We start from the raw sequence: 22,839 nt of genomic DNA, 5'->3' as shown, positions 1-22,839 counted from the left end.
TAGCTTAGGTTGTTCATTAAACAACCTCTAAAGGATATTGTACCATAATTGCTAGTAATTGATAAATTGAACCAATTATTTATCTTATCAAAAAAAGGACTCGATCACTTACAACGTCATACAAAGTAATATATTAGCCCCTAGCTAGGCTAGGAGCGTCAATTCTTTGTTTGATCGTGCAAGGAATTATGAGTCCCTCTTTACTCTGAAGCTTCATCTAAGATTGTGATATCGACTTTTTGATGCGTAATGTCTAGAGGAAACTCAAATGGTTCCCCATTAATCAATAAGTCAACGTGTTGAGACGCACCGAAGTTAAAGATAACTCGTTCTTCCGCCTCAAGGTCAAGCGTCGGTATATCTTCGGTATTTGAAGGCTCACCACTAAAGAAGACTCTACCTAGAGCATTTTTCACATCAATATAAGTTCTACCTGATAACTCAATACGGACATCTGTCAAACGTCCATTTTCTAATTCATAAAAAGAAGTATTCCCTTCACTCCTAGTAAATGAAAGAGTCGAGCTTGGTTCAGGTACTTCTTCTACTGGTTCCGGCTCAATAGTCTCAACCTCTTCTTCTTCTTCTTCTTCTTCAAGACCTTCTTCAAGTTCGTCTTCCGAATCAGTTCCTACTCCTAGAGAGAATTCTGCATCTAAATTCTCGCTATCATCAGGAGCAATAGCATCGTCGTCCCTCGTTCCACTTCCTTGAGCCATTACCCAAATTCCTACAACAATGAGTACAATAAAAAGAATCGCTACTATTGCTGGTACAAAAGATCCTTTTTTCGTTCTTTTCTTCGGAGACGGTTTCGTTCGTGCTGCACGAGACGGTAAATTTGCAGCTTCTCGTTGAGGGTTGGGAAGCTCGTCTCGATATTGATCAAATAATGGTTCTGGATCTAATCCAATTGCCTCTGCATATGTCTTAACAAATGCCCTCGCATAAAAAATACCTGGCAACGTATCAAATCGACCTTCCTCTATTGCAATTAAATAACGCTTTTGAATTTTCGTCGTTTGTTGAAGATCATCTAATGAAATCTGTTTTTGTTCTCGGGCTTCTTTTAAATGTTGACCTAATTCTGACAATCCTAACACCTGCCTACACCTTTAACTTATATCAAAAGAGGAGAAACCTGATTCCACTACTTCATATGTAATCTCTTCTCCATCATCATTCCTCAACTCAATAATACAATCAAAATCATCTAATTCATATTCTGTTTCACGGACAAAAATATCTGGATGTTCAACTACCTTAACAGCTGGTAATCTCATGATATCACTCACAAGCGTTCGGTGCTTTTCTGTTGACCTCATCGTTGTGACAATTCCATCTATAATAAAAATATGATCTTCACTCATCTCATCTTCCGCCAATGTGCTTCTCACGGTTTGCCTTAATAGTGTTGATGAGATGAACGACCATCTTTTATTTGCACATACACTAGCTGCTACAATGGATTCTGTCTTTCCAACTCGAGGCATTCCTCGAATCCCTACTAAAAAGTGACCTTCACGTTTAAATTGTTCAGCCATGAAGTCTACAAGTAGACCAAGTTCATTCCGTATAAAACGAAACGTTTTCTTATCATCTGCATCCCGCTCAATGTAACGACCATGCCTAATCGCTAAGCGATCACGCAATCTTGGTTCTCTCACTTTTATGACGCTAATGTCTTCAATTGTTTCAACAATCGCTTGAAATCTAGCTACTTGCTCATCGCTAGAACTTCTAATCAACATACCACGTCTCATATTATCAACACCATTTATCGTTACAATGTTAATAGCTAACATACCAAGGAGAGACGAAATATCTCCAAGTAAACCAGGTCTATTTTTATGAATTTGATATTCTAAATACCATTCCTTTAAACTCATTTGCGTCACCCTCTGTATGTATTCAACTATCATGATAATTGATTTTGAATATAAATGAAAGAACTTTGTCGGAAATAATTGTAGGTTGACAGATGAATCATACATATGTTTTACAATCATCATTAAACAGTTTGCTTCCTTGAGGCTAGATTATGTAAAAACAGTATAAATAAAAAACGTCGCGATAGCGACGTTTTTATCATGTTAGCCTTCATTTTGAACAAGCTTTACCATCATGTTTGCAATAGCATGTTGTTCTTGTTCATCTGCCACTTTCCATAGTTCAGCTAGAACACGCTCTTGCTCGTTTTTAGGTTCAACTTGCTGTGCTAGGTACTCACCAACTTGATAAGCAACATCAGACACAACATTTGAGCTCATTCCTTCATTTTCAGCTTGGTTTAATCGGTTACCTAAAAAATCTTTCCATTGTTCCCAATTGTCGAGTACAGACATATTTAGCCCCTCCTTGATAATGTACTTCGCTTTTATTTTTTCTAATTTCAACGAGATTATTCATCATTTCAATTTTTAGGGACTTTTTAAAAATGGCAGGATACAACTTCAGATCTTTTTGTAAAGTTGAAGAGTCATAAATCGTTTACACTTGAAAATGTACAAGTCATTCAGTTCCGATTAACAATGCCAAGCTCCGTTTACGGAGAGAATTTGTCCATTTATATAATGAGCTTTATCTGAAGCTAAAAACATCACTGCATTGGCCACATCTTCTGGGGTTCCTAAAACATTGGCAGGAATCTCATCGATTAATTGCTCATAATCTTCCACGTTTAACATATTTGTAGCTATTGCTCCTGGAGCAACACCATTCACTTGAATACGACTCGGAGCTACTTCCTTTGCTAATCCTTTAACAAAACTATTCAATCCGCCTTTTGCTGCGGAGTAAATTACTTCACAGGAAGCTCCTGTTAATCCCCATATGGATGAAATCATCACAATTTTGCCTTGTTGCTGTTCGATCATCATAGGCAAGAGGTTTCTTGTTACTTTCATTGGATTGAGTAAATGTATATTCATTATCTCAGTTAAATGTTGATCTGTAACATCTGTAAACAAACCAAAGTGAGAGATTCCCGCATTATGTACAATGATCTCGAAGGGAGTGATTGGAAGTTGACTAAGGAGCTCTTTATCACCTTCATCATTAGTTAAATCTGCCTTGACTAAAGTAACTGTTGCTCCTTTTTGACTACATTCATTTGCCACCTTTGTTACAGCTGCCTCGTTCTGACCATAATGCAAAAAAAGAGAGCAGCTAGGAGAAGCCAGCTCTTTTGCAATGGCTGAACCAATCCCTCCTGATGCCCCCGTAATTAAAATTTGTTTCATTCTATTCTTCAAACCCTTCCGCTTTCACTTGACAAACCGTGAATCGATCAAATTGAAAATGATCTTCTAACACTTTCTGCAAATGATCTACTTTAAGGCTTTCTAACATGGAAACGACATCAAATAGATTCATCTCGTTAAACTCATAGCGAGTAAACTGGTTCGCTATATATTCAGGTGAATTTAATGAACGTAAAAATGAACCAATTTTCTTCTTAATTGCACGTTTCACTTGCTCCTCTGTAAGTTTAGTTTCCTTAAATGTTTCAACCATTTCTTTAATTCGTTGAGATAGTTTATCTGGATACATCGTATCTCCACCAATAATGGTGAAACCAAACCCCGCCTCTGCTGAATGGTCAAAAGAAAACGAATCATCGATAAGTCCTTCATCAAATAAGGCTTGATAATTATCTGAACTCTGTCCAAACATGAGATCTAGAAGGATATTCAGTGATAATTCCCTTTCCAAAAGTTCGTTACCTTGACGTGATGCTCCTTTTTCTTTAAATCCCATCAAACATTTCGGAGTCTGTACAGGCATCGTAATGACATTTTTTTCTTTTGCTACAGTATCCGGTTCTTCATCAAAGAAACGCTCGATCTCTACTAACTTCGAAAATTCTTTCTGCGATTGGTTCTTTTTAACTTGAGCCATCACTTCTTCGGGATCAACTGGACCAATAACAAATAATAACATATTTGCAGGATGATAGAAGGTTTCATAACATGTATACAATAGATCCTTTGTAATATGAGAAATAGATTCAATTGTACCTGCAATATCAATCTTTACAGGGTGTGTGTGGAACATATTTTCAATTACGCCAAAATAGGCTCTCCAATCAGGATTATCATCATACATTGTAATTTCTTGATTTATTATTCCCTTTTCTTTTTCAACACTCTCTTCCGTAAAATAAGGATGTTGGACAAAATCTAACAAGGTTTCAAGATTTTTTTCTACGTTCGTCGTACTAGAGAACAAATACGCCGTACGAGTAAAACTCGTGAAGGCATTAGCCGAAGCCCCTTGTTTACTGAAATCTTGAAATACATCTCCTTCTTCATCTTCGAACATTTTATGTTCAAGAAAATGGGCAATCCCGTCAGGAACTTGAACAGGATCCTTTTTCCCTAGAGGTGTAAATTTTTGATCAATTGACCCGTATTTGGTTGTAAAAGTAGCAAATGTTTTGTTGAACCCTTCTTTCGGAAGGATATATACATCCAAACCATTATCTAACTTCTCATGATAAAGAGTTTCTTCTACTTGTGAGAATTGAACTGGTTTCATTGGTTCGCCTCCTTACCTGTTAAGAAATAAATCGTATCCAAACGAACTTTTTCAGCCACTTTTACAATATCTTCTTTTGTTACTGCATCAATTTGTTGCATCCATTCTTCAATCGTTCGTTTTTTTCCACTAACAACTTGATGGTAGGACAATTCAACTAAGCCTCGCGCAACATCGGCTGTCTCGAGAATTTGATTTTTCAACATCGCTTTTGTTTGTTCAACCTCAGCTTCTGTAAAATCACCTTTTTTCATTGCTTCAAATTGTTCTTTTATAATCTCAACCGCTCGGTCATATTTACTAAACTCAATCCCTGACATAACCATCATGACGCCTTTATGGCTTTCAAATCTGGAAGCTGCGTAGTACGCTAGACTTTCTTTTTCACGTACGTTCATAAAAAGCTTCGAATGAGAAAAGGCTCCATAAAGCCCATTGCACACTTGCATGGCTACATAATCATCATCACCATATGTCGTATAAGTACGAAAACCCATATGAAGCTTTCCTTGTTTGACGTCCTGTTCTTCATTTACGATATTAACCTCTGTTACATTCGGACTTGGAGATGTTTGATTAGGTACTACTGCTTGTTTATCTGCTAGCTTTTTAAAGTGGGTTGTAACCAAATTAGCTGCTTTGTCCTCATCAAAAGCTCCTACCATATAAAGGTCGAATTGATTCGTTTGTAGTACATTTTTGTAATATTCGTATATCGATGTAGACGAAACGGCTTCTACTTCCTCTTCTGTTCCAAACGCAGTTAGAGCAAAAGGCTCATTTTTGCACATTTCTTCTGTCACACGGACATTTGCATAACGCATCTTATCATCATACACCGATTTAATCCGTTGCTTTAGCGATCGCTTCTCACTCTCTACCACTGAGTTAACAAACGAATCCCCTTCTACGTTTGGATTAAAAACGACCTCAGCTAATAACTCGATAGCTTTCTCAAATAGTGGAGTAGAATCCGAGAGAAAACGTTCATTGGCTACGTCTAGGCGAATGGTAATTACATGTTCTTCACCTTTTTTCTGGACATCCGTAGCAAGCATAGCTCCGTACATATCATCAAGTCGTTCACGTAACTTTTTTCTCGTCGGGCTTTTTGCCGTACCATTCTGCAAGAGATGGGGAAGTAATGCTCGCATCGCTACAGTTTCTTTCATTAACGGTGCTTTTATCATTAAAATGAGTGAATTGGTTTTGTACTTATTCGTATGCATCGAATGAACGGTTAATCCTTTCAATTCATGAACACGCTCAATTAGTTGTTCCACGTTCATCATCTCCTTTTTACCAATCTTGCTTAGGTTATGCTTACACTCTTTTTCTTACTACGTGAAACTTAAATTTATCTGCACGAAAATAATTTAATGAGTATAACAAAGGCTGTTCTGATTGATCATAATGCATTTGTTTCAGTAACAATAGTGAGGAACCAGGCTCACATTCGAGTAGCTCTGATACGTGTTCATGGTAGCCAATTGGTTCAATATACGTAATCGCATATGTAATGGAATGACCAATTTCTTCTAGGAAGTGAAAGATCGATTTTGTTTCATGGATCGAATGATTTTTTAGTAGATCATTCGGAATTCTGTCCAAACAGTAGACAACAGGTGAGCCATCCGCGGTTCTCACTCGTTCAATTTCCATAATTTCTGCTAATTCCTCTTTTAAAAATTTCTTTCGATCTTCATCTGTCGCCATTTGTACGGCTGATGATAGGAAAATCGTTCCTGGTTCCATATTTGCTTTAACAATCATATCAGTAACACTGTATAATTCTTCAATACCTGCTGAAAATAGTGGTTTAGAGTGAACAAATGTCCCTACTCCATGCCTACGAACGACAACATTTTCTTCTTCTAAAAGTCGTAATGCCTCTCTCAACGTAGCACGACTTACCCCTAAAATTTTTGAGAGCTCAAACTCTGAAGGTAACTTCTCTCCCTCTTCATAAACTTTCTTTTCTATATCGTCCTTTATACGGTCTATCACCTGTAAATATAAAGGTCTGTGGTCTGCTTTGATCACACTCTCCACCCCTTCCACGGTTCCCCAATTTACTTAAATGGAAGCCTCATCTTCTCTAGGTTTTTCAATAAGTACTTCCCTCGGTTTACTGCCTTCATATGGACCAACAATCCCTCTAACTTCCATCTCATCAATGAGTCTTGCTGCTCTTGTATAACCAATTCTAAACCTTCTTTGTAACATTGAGACAGAAGCAGTGTTCATTTCCGTTACAAGCTCAACAGCAGCATCATATAAATCATCTTCTACTTTCTCAGCAACAACTTTTTCTTCCGATGGAGCCATATCTTCTTGATATTGAGCTTTTTGTTGGGAAATAACAAAATTAACGACTTCTTCAACTTCACCATCAGACAAAAATGCCCCTTGAATTCGCTTAGGTTTCGTTGCACCAACTGGCATGTAAAGCATATCTCCACGGCCGAGCAATTTTTCAGCTCCCCCTGAGTCTAAAATAGTCCTTGAGTCGATTTGCGAGGACACCCCAAACGCAATTCTTGAAGGAATATTAGCTTTTATCACACCTGTGATGACATCAACTGAAGGGCGTTGTGTAGCGATAATCATATGAATTCCTGCAGCACGCGCCATCTGTGCAAGTCTAGCAATAGAATCTTCTACATCTCCAGAAGCTACCATCATTAAATCTGCTAACTCGTCCACAATGACAACAATATAAGGTAGTAATGGTTGTTTTGCTTCTTCTGTTTCATTTTGGCGTTTTACGAGATCATTATACCCTTCAATATTTCGAGTTCCACTATGTGAAAATAAATCATACCGTCTTTCCATTTCTGCAACGACCTTTTTCAAGGCTTGTGATGCCTTTTTAGGCTCTGTTACAACAGGGGTTAACAAGTGAGGAATTCCATTGTATATCGTTAACTCCACCATTTTCGGATCAACCATCATTAGTTTTACTTCATGTGGTTTCGCTTTTAATAAAATGCTCGTGATTATGCCATTAATACAAACACTCTTTCCGCTACCGGTTGCTCCAGCAACAAGTAAGTGAGGCATTTTATTTAAGTGCGCTAATACAGGTTCTCCTGAGATGTCACGTCCAAGACCAACAGAAAGGACATTTTCATCCTTCTCAGATTCAGGTGAATCAAGTACTTCTCTTAAAGTTACAATAGCAACTTCTTGGTTAGGCACTTCGATACCAATAGCTGACTTACCAGGAATTGGCGCTTCAATTCGAATATCTTTAGCGGCAAGGGCTAAAGCTAGATCATCTGCCAAATTGACAATTTTACTTACCTTGACCCCAACACTTGGATTCACTTCATATTTTGTAACCGCTGGTCCTAAATGAACTTTTGATACTCGCGCTTTAACACCAAAACTCTCTAACGTCTCTTCAAGTTTTTTTGCATTTGCAGTCAAATGTCTTTTTTCATTTATTTGACTTGGATTATTAGGTAGTTTCAGAATATCAACACTTGGTAGTTTATAAGCCTTATTAGTCTCCTGTGCTGTTACAAGTGGCTGTTGAACATCAACATCCCCTTCTTCAGGTTCACCTTCTATCTGTTGTTTATCTCCTTGCACAGTTTGCTTTTTCTCTTGTTGCACAGCTCGGTAAGCCTTTTGAGTAAAATCTACAATTTCAGGCTCAATTTTATTAGGTGGCTCTTCTTCAACTTCTACTTCATTAAATGACTGCTTTTTTTCTTCTTCACGAGCTTGTTTTTTTGACTTTTGTGCCTCTCTTTCTTCTTGAATTCGTTCTTTAGCTTTCTCTCGCATATGGTTCAATTCTTGAAATAGACTACTGAACGTATCATGTACAAATAAATAAAACTTCCTAAAACCTTTACCAACCAATTCTGAAATAGATTTTCCTGTCATTAAAATGAATCCAACAATGAAAAGAATGAAACATAAAAAGTATGTACCCATTTCCGCAAACAAAAAATGGCTGACAGCAAATGCGATGGAGCCAACCATTCCACCACCTAAGTCTGCAGGAGGCGTTTCTCCTCTCATCTCCATCCAAAACAAGCGCCAAGTATTACGAATAACAGATTGATCAGAGAAACCCTCTCGCCCGCTCAATTGATGAAAAAGCCCAACATGACTAAAGAGAACAAATGAAAGGATTAAAACATATAACCCTGAGATTCTCCTCGACCAAAGCTTTGGATTTTGTCGTTTGATCATTATGTACAAAGAAACAACTAGAAGCCCTATTGCAAGCACGATAAACCATTCACCTAAAAAAAATCGAAATAACCTGACGATCGTTTCCCCGACGGTGCCTATTCGTGCAAATGTTACAACGGCAATGACTAGTAAGCCGAGACCGATCAATTCATACGTTAGCTGCGATTTCCACTCGGTTTTTCTTTTTTTCTTTCGCCTAGCCATACATTTCACCCTTTGCTACTAAATCTAACCAACATATATAAGAAGCAGCCAAAATTGGCTGCTTCGACCATGCTTGGATTAAATTAATTATAGCATAAGACATTCCTTGTCTACATAGCTAAAGTTGAGGTTTTGCTTGAATTATTGACCCTGGTGAATATTTTTCATCGAGATAATTCATTGCATTTCCACTAATTAGTCGAACAACTCGATACTGTGTATGATTTATTTGTTCAACGACTAAATGCCCTGCTTCACATGAGATCACTTGTTGAGAACTCCAGTTGTTTTCATCTTCAGGAAATATATATTCAGGTGGCATCATCGTATAGAGAATCATTGAACAACATCTCCTTGGGGATTAGGTTTATTTTGATCAATTAATTCATTTAGCTTTTTCAGTGCTTGACCAATTCCACCAACTTCATTAATAAGCCCATACTCTACTGCATCTGTCCCAACGACATTCGTACCAATATCTCTAGTCAAATTGCCTTTTGAAAACATTAATTCTTTAAATTTCTCTTCTGTAATACCAGAATTTTTTGTAACAAAATTAATCACACGTTCTTGCATTTTATCTAAATATTCAAACGTTTGCGGTACGCCTATTACTAATCCTGTTAGTCTGACTGGGTGAATGGTCATCGTTGCTGTCTCCGCTATAAAGCTATGATTCGCTGCCACAGCAATAGGTACACCAATAGAATGACCACCTCCTAAAACGAGAGTAACGGAAGGTTTAGACATTGATGCAATCATTTCAGAAATAGCTAATCCAGCTTCTACATCTCCACCGACTGTATTTAGCACTAATAAGAGTCCTTCAATTTTAGGATTCTGTTCAATAGCAACTAACTGAGGAATAATGTGTTCATATTTGGTTGTTTTGTTTTGTGGTGGGAGTTGCATATGACCTTCAATCTGTCCCACTACTGTCATACAATGTATATTAGAGTGTCCCATATCGGGTACATTTGTCTGACCTAATTCTTGAATCTTCTCAATGATTCCTGAGTTTTTTGTATCCTTTTGTGGCATGGCAGGTGCTGGTTGTTGTTCCGGGTTCGGGTTATCCATCGTCATTCACAACTTCCTCCTTTAACATATCTAGGAATAGTATGAACGCGTTCCACCTTTATCATCCAAAAGAAAGATCAACTTCTCATAAAGTTTTCTTATTTCTCTAGTGAAACGCCCATGCATTTCACTAGCCACGTGTTATGTACCTACTTAACAAATTAAAAAAACAAAAAAATCGGATATAAAAATATCCGATTTCTTAGCATTGTACTTTATACTTCCATAATAATTGGCAAAATCATTGGACGTCTCTTTGTTTTTTCAAACAAGAATCGACTTAGTCCTTCTCTGACATTGCTCTTTAATGAAGACCACTCATTCACATTTTCATTCACACATTTTTTCAAAATAACACTGACTAATTCATTTGCATCTTCAAGTAATTTCTCTGATTCTCTCACATAGACAAATCCACGAGAAATAATGTTTGGCCCCGATACAAATTCACCTGTCTTCTTGTTTAGCGTAACAACGACTACAAGTATTCCATCTTTTGAGAGCAAGCGACGGTCTCTTAATACGATATTCCCAACATCGCCAACACCAAGCCCATCAATCAGTACATTGCCAGAAGGAACTTTACCCGTTTTCCTAGCTTGTCCATTCGTGAACTCAACTACTTCTCCTTTGTCCACTAAAAAGATATTTTCCTGCGGAACACCAGTTTGAATGCCAAGCTCGCGATGAGCATGTTGCATTCGGAATTCTCCATGGATTGGAACAAAATATTTAGGCTTCATTAAGTTTAACATGAGCTTTAATTCTTCTTGACTACCGTGTCCAGAAGCATGAACACTTTGCGATCCATAAACCACTTCTGCCCCTAGTCTATACAATTTATCAATAACCGCAGAGACAGAGCGTTCATTACCAGGAATCGCAGAAGCGGCAATAATAACCGTATCTTCAGATGTTATTCTAATTTGGCGATGTGCCCCTTTTGCCATACGTGTTAAAGCAGACATTGGTTCACCTTGTGAGCCAGTTGTCAATATAACTAAACGTTCATCACGATATTTACCAACCTCATCAATTTCAATAAATAAATCCTTTGGAGCATCAATATATCCAAGTTTTGTAGCAATCGTTATCACGCGAATCATGCTTTTTCCTACAATCGCCATTTTACGATTAGCTTTTACTGACGCTTGAATCACTTGTTGAATTCTATGAACATTTGAAGCAAATGTTGTGACAATGATACGCCCTTGTGTATGTTCAAACACTTCAGAAATACCTTGTCCAACTTCTGTTTCAGACTTTGTTAAGCCTGGTCGCTCTGCATTTGTACTATCTGACAAAAGACATAGGACTCCACGCTCACCGATTGCAGCCATCTTACCAATATCAGCTTGTTTCCCATCAACAGGAGTTTGATCAAATTTAAAGTCCCCTGTATGGACGATTGCCCCTTGTGATGTTTCAAAACATACACCAACGGAATCAGGAATACTATGATTTGTACGGAAAAAGCTAACCGATGTCGATCCAGCTGTAATTTTTGAATTTTCATCTATCAATCTTAATGTAGTTTGACGGATAATTCCTGCTTCTTTTAACTTTTCTTCTACTAAGCCAAGGGTTAGTTTTGTTCCGTAAACCGGAACATTAATTTTCTTTAATACATAAGATAGCCCACCAATATGATCTTCATGCCCATGTGTCAGGAAAATTCCTTGTACACGATCTGCATTTTCAACTAAGTAAGATACATCTGGAATAACAATATCAACACCCAACATGTCGTCATCTGGGAACATTAACCCAGCATCTACCACGAGGATATCTTCATCAACCTCAACTACGTACATGTTTTTACCTATTTCACCGACTCCACCTAAGGCAAAAACACGAACTTTCTCTATATAATCTTTTGACAATGGACGTTCCTCCTACTATATGAACTTAACTCATACCGAATTAGCTTTCACTATTACTCTTACTAACGTTCACTCATCCTTGGCATAGATGATCTAACTATCGCTAAAATAACAGACGACCGTATATAAAAAGCCTACGATCAAATCCAACCCGAACAAATCAATTACATTTAGTATACCTTATCAGGTAAACGAAAAACAAGACTGAACTTCCTCGAATGTAAACCTAAGACAAACACTATAAAATTTTCTATTTTTTGAAATAAATAACAATTATTCATATTTGAAAAAAATTTTTCTTAGTACAACAAAAAAAGCTAATCCTATTGGATTAACTTTTTTGTAATAGCTTCTTTACTTCATGTTCTTGACTTACTTTTAAAGGTGTAAGCGGGAGGCGGACCCCTCCAACTTGAATCCCAATTGTATTTAGAGCATATTTGATACAAGTCGGGTTGGGCGCAAGAAACATGGCTTTCATAATTGGTAGCAGTGTCCTATGACACTTCCCTGCTTCATTCACACTTCCACTCTGGAAAAAAGTAATCATTTCTTGCATTTCATTCCCTATCACATGTGCCGCAACAGAAACGACTCCATGCGCACCAATTGCCATTGCCGGTAGCGTATTGGCATCATCTCCTGTGTATAACCGGAAATCAGAATCAGTCGCAGAGACAATGGCTGCCATCTGCTCCAAATCCCCACTTGCCTCTTTAATCGAAACAATGTTTGGTACTTTTGCTAACGCAATAGTTGTTTCAACTGCAAGGTGTGAACCTGTTCTTCCTGGCACGTTATAAAGCATTACTGGCAGTTTTGTTGACTCTGCAATCTTTTTAAAGTGTTCATACATCCCTTCCTGAGAAGGCTTATTGTAATAGGGAACAACGAGCATGATGCCATCTACACCAATGTCCGTTGCTGCTTTTGTTAACTCAATCGATGCCTGCGTATTATTGCTCCCTGTTCCAGCAATAACAGGGACGCGATGATTTACGTAGTCCACACATAACTGAAAAAGCTCTAATTTTTCTTGTGTTGAAAGTGTAGGTGACTCTCCAGTCGTTCCGGCTACAACAAGCGCGTCGGTTCCGTTTGCTATCAGGTGATCAATAAGACTCTTTGTTTTTTCAACATCTATTAAGCCTTTTTGGTTAAAAGGAGTAACCATCGCAGTAAGAATATGGCCAAAGTCCATAACCCTTCAGCTCCTTGTTTTAGGGTATTCTAATCAACTAAAGTCTTGTTGGTGCCCTAGTTGTTCCAAATGAAACATTTGATGGAGTGCGTTTACTGCTTTAACCATATCTTCTTCTTTTACTAAGACCCAAATGGTCGTATGCGAATCTGCTGATTGAAGGATTTGGATGTTGTTCTGCGAGAGTGCACTAACGATTTTCGCTGTTACACCGGGAACCCCAGTCATTCCTGCTCCAACAGCTGAAACTTTTGCACAGCCTCTTGCTACAACAGGTTCATATCCCATTTGGTGAAGGACTTCAATTGCTTTATCTGTTACTTCTTCCATTACGGTATAGACAACACCACGAGGATTAATATTAATAAAGTCAACACTAATCTCCGCTGCTGCCATCGCTTTAAATACTTTTTCTTGTAAGTGATACTCGCCATCTTTGGCAAAAATCTTAATTTGAGAGATGTTCGCTAAGTTTGTTATTCCAGTAATGAGTCGGTCTCTAACTTCTGCGGTCCTCTCTGTAACCTTCACGGTCACAAGAGTTCCTCTACTTTCAGAATACGTCGACCGAACATGAATAGGAATTTTCGCTTGCATGGCAACTTCCACAGCTCTAGGGTGGATTACCTTTGCTCCTTGGTAAGCCATATTACAAATTTCTTCGTAAGACATTGTGTCTAGCGGCTGGGCGTCTTTTACAATACGCGGATCGGCAGTCATAACCCCTTCAACATCAGTAAAAATATCAACCCACTCAGCTTGAAGAGCCGCACCTAGAGCTGTTGCTGACGTATCACTACCACCTCTTCCAAGTGTTGTAATTTCTCCGGTGGAGGTTTGACCTTGAAAGCCAGCAACCACGACAACATCTTGTGTAGTCAGTTGCTCTTTAACAAACTCACAATTCATATCGATGATCTTTGCATTTGCAAAATCGTTATTTGTTTGAAAACCCGCTTGAGCTCCTGTACAAGCTATAGAGGTTAACCCCATTTCCTTTAGGAGATTGGAAAAAACAACGGATGAGATTACTTCTCCACAAGAAACAAGAAGGTCTTGCTCTCGTTTAGTTATATGCTTTTCATTAATCAATTCAAGTAAAGTATCCGTTGCATATGGTTCACCTTTACGTCCCATAGCTGAAACAACAACCACCACTTTATAACCATCTTCTACAGCTTTTTTTACATGATTAGCTGCAAGCGATCTACTTTTTTGATCGCGTACAGAAGTACCGCCAAATTTCTGAACAATAATTTTCATAAGACACCTACTTTGATTACGATAGAAGCTCTAATTTAGCAAGACTTTCAGCAATTTGAACTGAATTCCACGCTGCACCTTTTAGTAGGTTATCTGACACAATCCACATGTGATAGCCGTTATCACGATCAAGGTCATGACGAATACGTCCAACAAATACATCATTTTTGCCTACACACTCTGAAGCAAGTGGGTACACTTGATTCGCTGGATCATCTTGAAGAGTAACTCCAGGAGCTAATGATAGAAGGTCTTTAATTTCAGCAACTGTAGCTCCACCTTTTTCTGTTTCAATATAAACAGATTCAGAATGTCCTGTTTCGATAGGAAGGCGTACACAAGTTGCTGCAACTTCAAGCTCTGCCATATGCATAATTTTCTTTGTTTCGTTAATCATTTTAAGTTCCTCAAATGTATACCCATTGTCTTGGAACAAATCGATTTGTGGAATCGCATTAAAAGCAATTTGATAATGCTTTTTGTCTCCACCTACTGGCAAAATTTCAGGTGTGAATTCATTTCCTTCTAAAATGTCTTTTGTTTGTTGTTTCATTTCTTCAATAGCTTCAAGCCCAGCACCTGAAACAGCTTGATATGTTGAAACGATTACTTTTTTCAGTCCATACTTTTCACGAATTGGTTCTAATGCAACAACCATTTGAATCGTTGAACAATTTGGATTTGCAATAATCCCATTATGAGTGCGTAAGTCTTCTTCATTCACTTCTGGCACGACAAGTGGCACATTAGGGTCCATTCTAAACGCACTCGTATTATCTACAACGATTGCTCCACGCTTTACAGCTTCTGGTGCTAACGCCTTTGAAACAGACCCACCTGCTGAAAACAGAGCAATTTGCACACCCTCAAATGATTCAGGTGTCGCTTCTTCTACTGTATATTCTTTCCCTTTGAAAGTTAAAACCTTCCCCGCTGATCGTTTTGAAGATAATAGTTTTAAACTAGCAATCGGAAAATCTCTTTCTTCTAGTGTTTTTAACATTTGTTGACCAACTGCTCCAGTTGCACCAACTACGGCTACATGATAATTTGACATTTGTCAGTCTCCCCTCGTCTACTTCCAATTTAATAGAGTTTTTTTCTTTAAGATGGAATGATTATAGCACATCCATCTTATTTTGTATCTGCTGTTTCCTCTATTAAACTTTAAGGGAAATATTTCTTTTATGCAACCACGTGAATTGCTTAATCTCTGAATTTTTCAACTAGTACAGGCTGTAATTGCTTACCAGCTATAGCAGACTCAACCGTTTCCACTAATGCTTCCATTCTGGCTACTAACGAGTTCGGTTTTTTAATAGGATCATCTTGACCAAAAGGAATAAAATAAATATTTTTTGTAGCCATGAGCTTCATAATGTTTACACCATTAAGCCCTAATGCATCATTTGTTGAGATCCCAAGAACGACTGGATTGCCACTACGTAATGTCGCTTTTGCGCCCATTAGAACAGGACCATCAGTCATTGCATTTGCTAATTTACTAGTTGAATTACCTGTAATTGGAGCAAGAACCATGCAATCTAATGGGGTTTTAGGACCAAAAGGCTCTGCTTTAACAATGGTATCAACAATTGGTTCTTTTGTAATCTCTTCAATTCTCTTTAACCAGTACGCACTCGTTCCAAATTTTGTATCTGTAGATTTTACATTTCCCGAAACAAATGGAGTAACCTTTGCACCGTGCGCGATTAACTTTTCAATCTGAGGCATTACTTCTTCATAAGTGCAATGTGACGCTGATATACCAAACCCAATATGTTTACCTTTTAAAGACATAACTCATCCTCCTCTAATGATTCGACTCTTTTGTTAATAACACAGCTAAAACATCCGCTAATATTTGACCAGCTGTTTTAGGTGCAACAATACCTGGTAACCCAGGAGCCAAGAGCGCCTTCATTCCCCTTTTTTCTGCATAACGAAAATCAGTTCCACCTGGCTTAGAGGCTAGATCAATAATAAGAGTGTGTAGAGGCATTTCCGCTAACACATTTGCCGTTATAACAAGGGATGGTATCGTATTAATACATAAATCAATGTCTCTTAACTCATCTTTTAAATTGGCTGTGTCAAAAGGCTGCATTCCCATTTCTGTGATTCTAGCTAGTTGATGCGAGGTGTTAGCACCCACTTTTACCTTTGCACCTAGTGCACTAAATGTTCTTGCTACTGACATTCCTACTCTTCCTAACCCTAGAACAGCTACTTTAGCACGATGAATGGTTATATCTGTATGTTGAATCGCCATCATAACGGTTCCTTCCGCTGTCGGAATTGAATTGTAAATAGCCACATCGTCTCGTTCCATTAACTTCACAAGGGACCGATTGGCCTTTTCAATACAATCGTCAAGATAATCATTACTGATCCCGGAATAAACTACACAATGCTTTGGCGTCTCTTTTAATTGGTCTAGTTCGAGTTCTATCGTTTCATTTGAGAAGATGGTTTCAATTTTCCCATCCGTACTCATACCACTAACAGGTAACAAGATAGCATCTACGGTTGACCAATCGATATCATTCATCGTTTGTTTCGATGCACCAATAAAACCATCATTTAGTTGATCGAACCCTACCATTGAGATTTTAGCATCAAGGGTGGATAATTTACGGATGATTTCTAATTGCCGTGCATCTCCTCCAATAATGACTACGTGTTTGTCTGTTAACATCTGCTCTTGTTCTCCTTTCTTTCATGCGAATCTGATATCATCGCAGGCTGCTAAAATAGAAAGAGGTACTTTGATACAAGCCCTAATCCTCTTAAGCAAAGGATGAACAGCAACGATTCACCATAGCATATGTGTTAGGTAATCGATAGGTGAATACCATTTTATATAGACATGAGTCTAATTTATACACACCACAAAAAAGCAGCCTTTAAATAGGCTGCCTGCTTACTTATCCTTTTTAAAAGAAAACTCTCAAAAAGGAAAAACGCTTATTCTTACCGGTTAACATACAAAAATTTCATCCCAACTTATGAGAGAACGGCTGTTATTCATAAGGATCAAGATTAATAATAATCATATCTTCTCCAATTTTTTTAATTTGTTCCCAATAAACCGTTACTTCTCTGTCTTTTTTTCCAAATCCAAACCATTTCATTGTTGGTATAATAAAAGCTTCAATTTCTCCTGTTTCTTGATTGATTAACAAATCCGTCTGACCTAGTATCCCTAATCTCTCACCTTTTTGGTAGTCAATAATTTCTTTGCTACTTATTTCACTTAGTCTCATTATTAAACCTCCCTGACCTGCTTTGTAGTAAAAGAGTATGTGAGAAAAAAGTAAAAAAGACCAGGCTACCGATAAATAGTCTAGTCATTTTCAATTTTACTATTCAGCTAACGTCTTAGGACGAAGATTCTTTAGTTATTCTACTCCAAGGCAGTCGGAAGGATACCTGTAGTGTTAATTAACGAAATAGAAGGCTTTTCTTTAAGGATAGATAATGCTAATTGGTTCACATCAGATAGTGTCACTTGGTCAATTTCATTGACGATATCATCTAAAGTGCGATGCTTCTTTAGCAGCAATTCATTTTTTCCATTTCTACTCATACGGCTATTCGTACTTTCTAGACTAAGCATTAAGCTTCCTTTAAGTTGTTCTTTTCCATTTCTTAATTCTTTGTCTGTCATTCCTTCCTCCGCTAACACAGAGGCCGTTTCTAACAAGGATTTCGTTAATTCATCTAGTTGAGCATGAGCTGTTCCAGCATAAATGGTTAACATTCCACTGTCTTGATAAGAAGAATGGTAGGAGAAAACGGAATAACATAAGCCTCTCTTTTCACGGATCTCTTGAAATAAACGGCTACTCATGCTTCCTCCGAGTAGGTTATTTAAAAGAACAAGTGCATAGACATTTTTTTCTCCAATTGCGAGCCCTGGGTACCCTAGGCAGAGATGTGCTTGTTCCGTTTCTTTTTTTCGAACCATAGTGTTGGCAAGAAACGTTGGACGTTCACCTTGATGTTGGTACGTTGTTGGCTTGACCATTGAAAATGTTTCTTTTAACTGATCTATTACTTCCTCTGTGATGTTTCCAGCAATCGAGATCACGACATGATCTCCTGTATAAAAGCGTGCCATATAATCCCTAAGAGCGTCTCCATTAAACGTTTCTAACGTGTCGACTGTTCCTAAAATAGGATAGCCTAACGCATGATTTCCATAGCTGGCTTCACTAAGTAAGTCATGAACGATATCATCAGGAGTATCATCAACCATTTTTATTTCTTCAAATACAACATTTTTTTCTTTTTTTAATTCTGTTTCATCAAACACAGAGTTAAAGAACATATCCGACAGGACATCAACTGCGTATTCCGCATGATCGTCAAGAACTTTTGCGTAGTAACAAGTATACTCTTTCGACGTAAAGGCATTTACCTGTCCACCAATTCGATCGAAGGATTCTGCAATCTCAGCTGCCGTTCTCTTTTTTGTCCCTTTAAAAAACATATGTTCCAAAAAATGCGAGATCCCATTCTCTTCTTTTTTCTCAAAGCGAGAACCCGTTCCAATCCATACTCCTATGGAAACTGAACGAACGGTTGGAATATTTTCCGCCAAGATTCGAACACCATTATCTAATTCTATTCTAGTTATCAAAATTAGTCCCCCTATTGTCATCAAGGGTTACACCTAACGTGACTCGCTCTTCTGATAAAACTTCAGAAACGGTACCAATCCTATATCCTTTTTCCTGAATACCAGTTATTAAGGCTTCTAGACCTTCTGCTGTTGGTTCTGTTGGATGCATTAAAATCATTGCACCGTTGTGCACTTTCGATAAAACACGGTTCACCATTTCACTAGGATTAGGTTTCCGCCAATCAACGGTGTCAACAGACCAAAGAATGGTATGCATCCCGTGTTTACGAGCTTGATCGACCACTGTCTGGTTAAAACTCCCACTTGGTGGGGCAAACCACTTAGGTGTAACATCTATCGTTGCTTCAATGACAGAATTTGTTTTTTCGATCTCTTCTTGAATCCGACTTACTGTTAACTTGCTCATATCTGGATGAGAATAAGCATGATTCCCAATCTCATGCCCTTCTTCTTTTAGCATCGTGGCAAGGTTAGGATTATTTTTAACCCATGAACCATCTAAAAAAAATGTTGTATGTAGTTCATGCTTTTTCAATGTTTTAAGAATGTCTGGTAAATACTCATTTCCCCATGCAACATTCACAAGGAAAGTCACTACCGGCTTATGTTCATTCCCCTTATATATTGGTGAGGGGGCTAAATCATCTAGATGGACGTTCGGACTCGTTTCTTTAAAGACAAGTCTCTTCTCGTCAAATACATTAAGCTTTTTCATCTTATCATACGAAGCCTCTACGTCAACCTCTAAGCCATTATATCCTGGTATAGCTTTCCATACTTTATCAATCCTTGCATCTCTAGCTGGTTGAAGATAAGACTCAGATCTGGCTACTATCTCCTCGTATAGAGAGTCCTGTTCTTTCAAAACCATTTGACTTTCACTCTTTAGCTCGCCGATATAATTGAGAGTAAATGGATTTTGGACTGCTCCGAACGAGAGGATGATAATGAGACAGAACACACTTACATGAATCACCTTTTTTTTCATCACCTGTCCCTCCTCTAGTGCGATTGTATGCAAATTTAGGACAGGTTAGAACGGGAAATGGATGTTCATATAAACAAGGCTCGTAGACGATAAGTAGTTTATGCAAGACATATAAAGTTTGGTACACATTTCATCCAATATGATTCAAAAAAAGAGACTAGGTCCATTCCCCAGTCTCCTCTTTTTACTTCTGTGCTTGCTGCTTGCGTTCTTTTTCTTCTTTTAGGATGACCTTGCGTGAAAGGTTTACTCTTCCTTGGTTGTCTACTTCTGTAACACGGACAAGCATTTCATCGCCTAGCTTCACTACATCCTCAACTTTTTCAACACGTTCTTCAGCTAATTGAGAAATGTGAACTAAACCATCTTTACCCTTGAATAATTCAACAAAGCAACCAAATTTTTCAATTCGTTTTACTTTACCTAGGTAGGTTTGTCCAACCTCAACTTCACGCACAATATCTTCAATAATTGAACGAGCCTTTTCATTCATTGACATTTCTACAGAAGAAATGTAAACAGTACCGTCTTGTTCAATATCAATTTTAACGCCTGTTTCTTCGATAATCTTATTGATCATTTTTCCACTTGGTCCAATGACATCGCGAATTTTATCAGGGTTAATCTTCATTGTCATAATTTTAGGAGCATAAGTTGAAAGTTCTTTTCTCGTTTCTCCTATAGCCGAAAGCATGTTTTCGAGAATAACCATACGACCTCTTTTAGCTTGCGCTAGTGCTTCTTCTAAAATCTCACGATTAATACCAGAGATTTTAATATCCATTTGCAGTGCTGTAATTCCTTCACTTGTTCCTGCCACTTTAAAGTCCATATCTCCTAACGCATCTTCCATTCCTTGAATATCCGTTAAAACAGAGACATGTTCTTCGTGCTTAACAAGACCCATTGCAATCCCGGCAACTGGCGCTTTAATAGGTACCCCCGCATCCATCATAGCTAACGTACTTGCACAGATACTCGCCTGAGATGTAGAACCATTTGATTCTAACACTTCTGACACTAGTCTAATCGTGTACGGGAAATCATTTTCATTTGGGATTATTGGCTCAAGAGCACGTTCACCTAGTGCACCATGTCCAATTTCACGACGACCTGGGCCACGAATAGGACCTGTTTCCCCAACACTGAATTGAGGGAAATTATAATGATGCATGAATCGTTTTGATTCTTCAATCCCAAGACCATCTAAAATTTGAACATCACCAAGAGCACCTAGTGTACAAATACTTAAAGCTTGAGTCTGACCTCTTGTAAAAAGACCCGATCCATGTGTACGTGGAAGAAGATCTACTTGTGACGCAAGAGGACGAATTTCATCAACTCTACGTCCATCTGGACGAACTTTATCAATTGTAATAAGACGACGTACTTCTTCCTTTACAATTTTATGTAATACTTCTTTCACGTCACCTAGATTAATGTCTTCACGCTCTTCAAATGATTCAACAGTTTTGTTCTTGACAGCATCAATCGCTTCAGCACGTGCATGCTTTTCTTGTACTTGTACCGCTTCTTTTAATTCAGCTTCAGCTAAAGTTCGAACCTCTTGCTCAAGTTCAGAATCAACTTGCTTTAATTGGACTTCTGATTTCTCTTTCCCTACAGCTGTGGCAATTTCCTCTTGGAATGCGATAAGCTTTTTAATTTCTTCATGCCCAAACATAATAGCTTCTAACATGACTTCTTCTGTTACTTGGTCTGCTCCAGCTTCAACCATGTTAATCGCTTCTTTTGTTCCAGCTACTACTAAGTCGATATCACTTTGTTCAAGCTGCTCTGTTGTGGGGTTAATAATGTATTTACCGTCCAATCGTCCCACCGTTACTCCTGCAATTGGTCCATCAAAAGGGATATCTGATACAGAAAGAGCTAATGACGAACCAATCATAGCTGCCATTTCAGACGATGCGTTTGGATCTGAACTCATAACGATACTAATAACTTGCACTTCGTTACGGAAACCATCTGGAAATAGAGGTCGAATAGGACGGTCAATTAGACGGCTTGTTAAAATAGCACGTTCACTAGGACGTCCTTCACGCTTAATAAAACCACCAGGGATTTTCCCTGCTGCATAAAGTCGTTCCTCGTAATTAACCGTTAGAGGGAAGAAATTAAGATCTTTTGGTTCTTTAGAGGCAGTTGCAGTTGATAATACAGCTGAATCACCATAGCGGACTAGGACAGCACCATTAGCTTGTTTAGCTAATTGACCTGTTTCGACTGTTAATTCTCGTCCAGCCCATTCCATTTTAAATACGTGTTTTGTTTGTTCCATTTACGCGTACTCCTCTCGTACACCATTATTCATTTTCATACCTATCATGTATTATTACCTAATTCAATAGAATTTAAAATATTGAACGTTCATTGGTTAGATTTAGAGAAATTTCCAATGTTAAACAATCAAGAAAAAAGCGGGATTATCTCCCGCTTTTATCACGATTATCGGCGTAAGCCAAGCTTGTCAACTAGGTTACGGTAACGTGTTACATCCTTATTACGTAAGTATGTTAACAGATTACGACGTTGACCAACCATTTTTAGAAGACCACGACGTGAATGGTGATCTTTCTTATGAGTACGTAAATGCTCATTTAATGTGTTGATTTGCTCTGTTAGGATAGCAACCTGAACCTCTGGAGAACCAGTGTCCGTGTCATGCGTTTTAAAATCAGCGATTAACTCATTCTTGCGCTCTTGTGTTAAAGCCATCCTATTCACCTCCCTTTTCTTTAACTCCTATTCCCTAGCAAACGTCGGTGACTCGATCTGCCAAGAAACGGATGTGTACTTGACG

Annotated in this window: 21 protein-coding genes; all 21 read right to left on the bottom strand. The window is 38.1% G+C overall.

All coding sequences use genetic code 11. The annotated features are described in order from the left end of the window. Nucleotides 1-200 precede the first annotated feature (200 nt). Entirely contained in the window at nucleotides 201-1,103 is a 903-nt protein-coding gene (locus PQ474_RS01945; protein WP_273840093.1) for a helix-turn-helix domain-containing protein, read from the bottom strand. Nucleotides 1,104-1,115: 12 nt separating this feature from the next. Beyond that, nucleotides 1,116-1,889 carry a DUF3388 domain-containing protein gene (locus PQ474_RS01940; RefSeq protein WP_273840091.1) on the bottom strand — a complete coding sequence of 258 codons (774 nt, stop codon included), beginning with the start codon at nucleotides 1,887-1,889 and terminating at the stop codon, nucleotides 1,116-1,118. A gap of 204 nt (nucleotides 1,890-2,093) precedes the next feature. Next, entirely contained in the window at nucleotides 2,094-2,345 is a 252-nt protein-coding gene (locus PQ474_RS01935; protein ID WP_273840090.1) for a DUF3243 domain-containing protein, read from the bottom strand. A gap of 180 nt (nucleotides 2,346-2,525) precedes the next feature. Continuing rightward, nucleotides 2,526-3,242: an elongation factor P 5-aminopentanone reductase gene (gene ymfI, locus PQ474_RS01930; protein WP_273840089.1), complete on the bottom strand. Its 717-nt coding sequence runs from the start codon at nucleotides 3,240-3,242 to the stop codon at nucleotides 2,526-2,528. A 1-nt stretch (nucleotide 3,243) separates the two neighbouring features. After that, entirely contained in the window at nucleotides 3,244-4,539 is a 1,296-nt protein-coding gene (gene yfmH, locus PQ474_RS01925; protein ID WP_273840087.1) for an EF-P 5-aminopentanol modification-associated protein YfmH, read from the bottom strand. Further along, nucleotides 4,536-5,822: an EF-P 5-aminopentanol modification-associated protein YfmF gene (gene yfmF, locus PQ474_RS01920; RefSeq protein ID WP_390186007.1), complete on the bottom strand. Its 1,287-nt coding sequence runs from the start codon at nucleotides 5,820-5,822 to the stop codon at nucleotides 4,536-4,538. Before yfmF ends, yfmH begins: the two co-directional genes overlap by 4 nt. Nucleotides 5,823-5,862: 40 nt before the next feature. Then, complete coding sequence (locus tag PQ474_RS01915; protein WP_273840083.1) at nucleotides 5,863-6,582, bottom strand: GntR family transcriptional regulator; 720 nt, start codon at nucleotides 6,580-6,582, stop codon at nucleotides 5,863-5,865. Nucleotides 6,583-6,615: 33 nt separating this feature from the next. Beyond that, nucleotides 6,616-8,955, bottom strand: a complete 2,340-nt coding sequence (locus PQ474_RS01910; protein ID WP_273840081.1) for an FtsK/SpoIIIE family DNA translocase — start codon at nucleotides 8,953-8,955, stop codon at nucleotides 6,616-6,618. Between the two features lie 118 nt (nucleotides 8,956-9,073). Further along, nucleotides 9,074-9,295: a YlzJ-like family protein gene (locus tag PQ474_RS01905; RefSeq protein WP_273840079.1), complete on the bottom strand. Its 222-nt coding sequence runs from the start codon at nucleotides 9,293-9,295 to the stop codon at nucleotides 9,074-9,076. After that, nucleotides 9,292-9,996, bottom strand: coding sequence for a ClpP family protease (locus PQ474_RS01900; RefSeq protein WP_390186141.1), 705 nt, complete (start codon nucleotides 9,994-9,996; stop codon nucleotides 9,292-9,294). The genes PQ474_RS01905 and PQ474_RS01900 overlap by 4 nt, the downstream gene beginning before the upstream one ends. Before the next feature lie 254 nt (nucleotides 9,997-10,250). Then, entirely contained in the window at nucleotides 10,251-11,918 is a 1,668-nt protein-coding gene (locus tag PQ474_RS01895) for a ribonuclease J (protein ID WP_273840076.1), read from the bottom strand. Between the two features lie 331 nt (nucleotides 11,919-12,249). After that, complete coding sequence (gene dapA, locus PQ474_RS01890; RefSeq protein ID WP_273840073.1) at nucleotides 12,250-13,119, bottom strand: 4-hydroxy-tetrahydrodipicolinate synthase; 870 nt, start codon at nucleotides 13,117-13,119, stop codon at nucleotides 12,250-12,252. A 33-nt stretch (nucleotides 13,120-13,152) separates the two neighbouring features. Then, nucleotides 13,153-14,382: an aspartate kinase gene (gene dapG, locus PQ474_RS01885; protein ID WP_273840070.1), complete on the bottom strand. Its 1,230-nt coding sequence runs from the start codon at nucleotides 14,380-14,382 to the stop codon at nucleotides 13,153-13,155. 16 nt (nucleotides 14,383-14,398) lie between these two features. Next, nucleotides 14,399-15,439 (bottom strand): aspartate-semialdehyde dehydrogenase, encoded by a 1,041-nt coding sequence (gene asd, locus PQ474_RS01880; RefSeq protein WP_273840067.1) that lies wholly within the window; start codon nucleotides 15,437-15,439, stop codon nucleotides 14,399-14,401. A 149-nt stretch (nucleotides 15,440-15,588) separates the two neighbouring features. Then, entirely contained in the window at nucleotides 15,589-16,182 is a 594-nt protein-coding gene (locus PQ474_RS01875; RefSeq protein ID WP_273840065.1) for a dipicolinate synthase subunit B, read from the bottom strand. A gap of 13 nt (nucleotides 16,183-16,195) precedes the next feature. Further along, a complete protein-coding gene (gene dpaA, locus PQ474_RS01870) occupies nucleotides 16,196-17,080 on the bottom strand; it encodes a dipicolinic acid synthetase subunit A (RefSeq protein WP_273840062.1) in 885 nt (294 codons plus the stop codon). 325 nt (nucleotides 17,081-17,405) lie between these two features. Then, nucleotides 17,406-17,648, bottom strand: a complete 243-nt coding sequence (locus tag PQ474_RS01865; RefSeq protein WP_273840059.1) for a YlmC/YmxH family sporulation protein — start codon at nucleotides 17,646-17,648, stop codon at nucleotides 17,406-17,408. A 140-nt stretch (nucleotides 17,649-17,788) separates the two neighbouring features. Beyond that, on the bottom strand, nucleotides 17,789-19,027 hold the full coding sequence (locus PQ474_RS01860) for a M16 family metallopeptidase (RefSeq protein WP_390186011.1): 1,239 nt from the start codon (nucleotides 19,025-19,027) through the stop codon (nucleotides 17,789-17,791). Further along, nucleotides 19,017-20,018 carry a polysaccharide deacetylase family protein gene (locus tag PQ474_RS01855; protein WP_273840056.1) on the bottom strand — a complete coding sequence of 334 codons (1,002 nt, stop codon included), beginning with the start codon at nucleotides 20,016-20,018 and terminating at the stop codon, nucleotides 19,017-19,019. The genes PQ474_RS01860 and PQ474_RS01855 overlap by 11 nt, the downstream gene beginning before the upstream one ends. 184 nt (nucleotides 20,019-20,202) lie before the next feature. Then, a complete protein-coding gene (pnp, locus tag PQ474_RS01850; protein ID WP_273840054.1) occupies nucleotides 20,203-22,317 on the bottom strand; it encodes a polyribonucleotide nucleotidyltransferase in 2,115 nt (704 codons plus the stop codon). Nucleotides 22,318-22,484: 167 nt separating this feature from the next. Next, on the bottom strand, nucleotides 22,485-22,754 hold the full coding sequence (gene rpsO / locus PQ474_RS01845; protein ID WP_035665773.1) for a 30S ribosomal protein S15: 270 nt from the start codon (nucleotides 22,752-22,754) through the stop codon (nucleotides 22,485-22,487). Nucleotides 22,755-22,839: the final 85 nt, after the last annotated feature.

This window comes from Halalkalibacter alkalisediminis (assembly GCF_028610705.1).
Classification (GTDB): Bacteria; Bacillota; Bacilli; order Bacillales; family Bacillaceae_D; genus Halalkalibacter; species Halalkalibacter alkalisediminis.
The sequence above is the reverse complement of the archived record's forward strand: the minus strand, read 5'-3'. Positions and strand labels throughout refer to the sequence as shown.

Bases quoted from the DNA above. Each gene is read 5' to 3' on its own strand.
- PQ474_RS01940 (WP_273840091.1), bottom strand. From the start codon at position 1,889: ATGAGTTTAAAGGAATGGTATTTAGAATATCAAATTCATAAAAATAGA.
- PQ474_RS01935 (WP_273840090.1), bottom strand. From the start codon at position 2,345: ATGTCTGTACTCGACAATTGGGAACAATGGAAAGATTTTTTAGGTAAC.
- ymfI (WP_273840089.1), bottom strand. From the start codon at position 3,242: ATGAAACAAATTTTAATTACGGGGGCATCAGGAGGGATTGGTTCAGCC.
- yfmH (WP_273840087.1), bottom strand. From the start codon at position 4,539: ATGAAACCAGTTCAATTCTCACAAGTAGAAGAAACTCTTTATCATGAG.
- PQ474_RS01910 (WP_273840081.1), bottom strand. From the start codon at position 8,955: ATGGCTAGGCGAAAGAAAAAAAGAAAAACCGAGTGGAAATCGCAGCTA.
- PQ474_RS01905 (WP_273840079.1), bottom strand. From the start codon at position 9,295: ATGATTCTCTATACGATGATGCCACCTGAATATATATTTCCTGAAGAT.
- PQ474_RS01900 (WP_390186141.1), bottom strand. From the start codon at position 9,996: ATGCCACAAAAGGATACAAAAAACTCAGGAATCATTGAGAAGATTCAA.
- dapA (WP_273840073.1), bottom strand. From the start codon at position 13,119: ATGGACTTTGGCCATATTCTTACTGCGATGGTTACTCCTTTTAACCAA.
- dapG (WP_273840070.1), bottom strand. From the start codon at position 14,382: ATGAAAATTATTGTTCAGAAATTTGGCGGTACTTCTGTACGCGATCAA.
- asd (WP_273840067.1), bottom strand. From the start codon at position 15,439: ATGTCAAATTATCATGTAGCCGTAGTTGGTGCAACTGGAGCAGTTGGT.
- PQ474_RS01875 (WP_273840065.1), bottom strand. From the start codon at position 16,182: ATGTCTTTAAAAGGTAAACATATTGGGTTTGGTATATCAGCGTCACAT.
- dpaA (WP_273840062.1), bottom strand. From the start codon at position 17,080: ATGTTAACAGACAAACACGTAGTCATTATTGGAGGAGATGCACGGCAA.
- PQ474_RS01865 (WP_273840059.1), bottom strand. From the start codon at position 17,648: ATGAGACTAAGTGAAATAAGTAGCAAAGAAATTATTGACTACCAAAAA.
- PQ474_RS01855 (WP_273840056.1), bottom strand. From the start codon at position 20,018: ATGAAAAAAAAGGTGATTCATGTAAGTGTGTTCTGTCTCATTATCATC.
- pnp (WP_273840054.1), bottom strand. From the start codon at position 22,317: ATGGAACAAACAAAACACGTATTTAAAATGGAATGGGCTGGACGAGAA.
- rpsO (WP_035665773.1), bottom strand. From the start codon at position 22,754: ATGGCTTTAACACAAGAGCGCAAGAATGAGTTAATCGCTGATTTTAAA.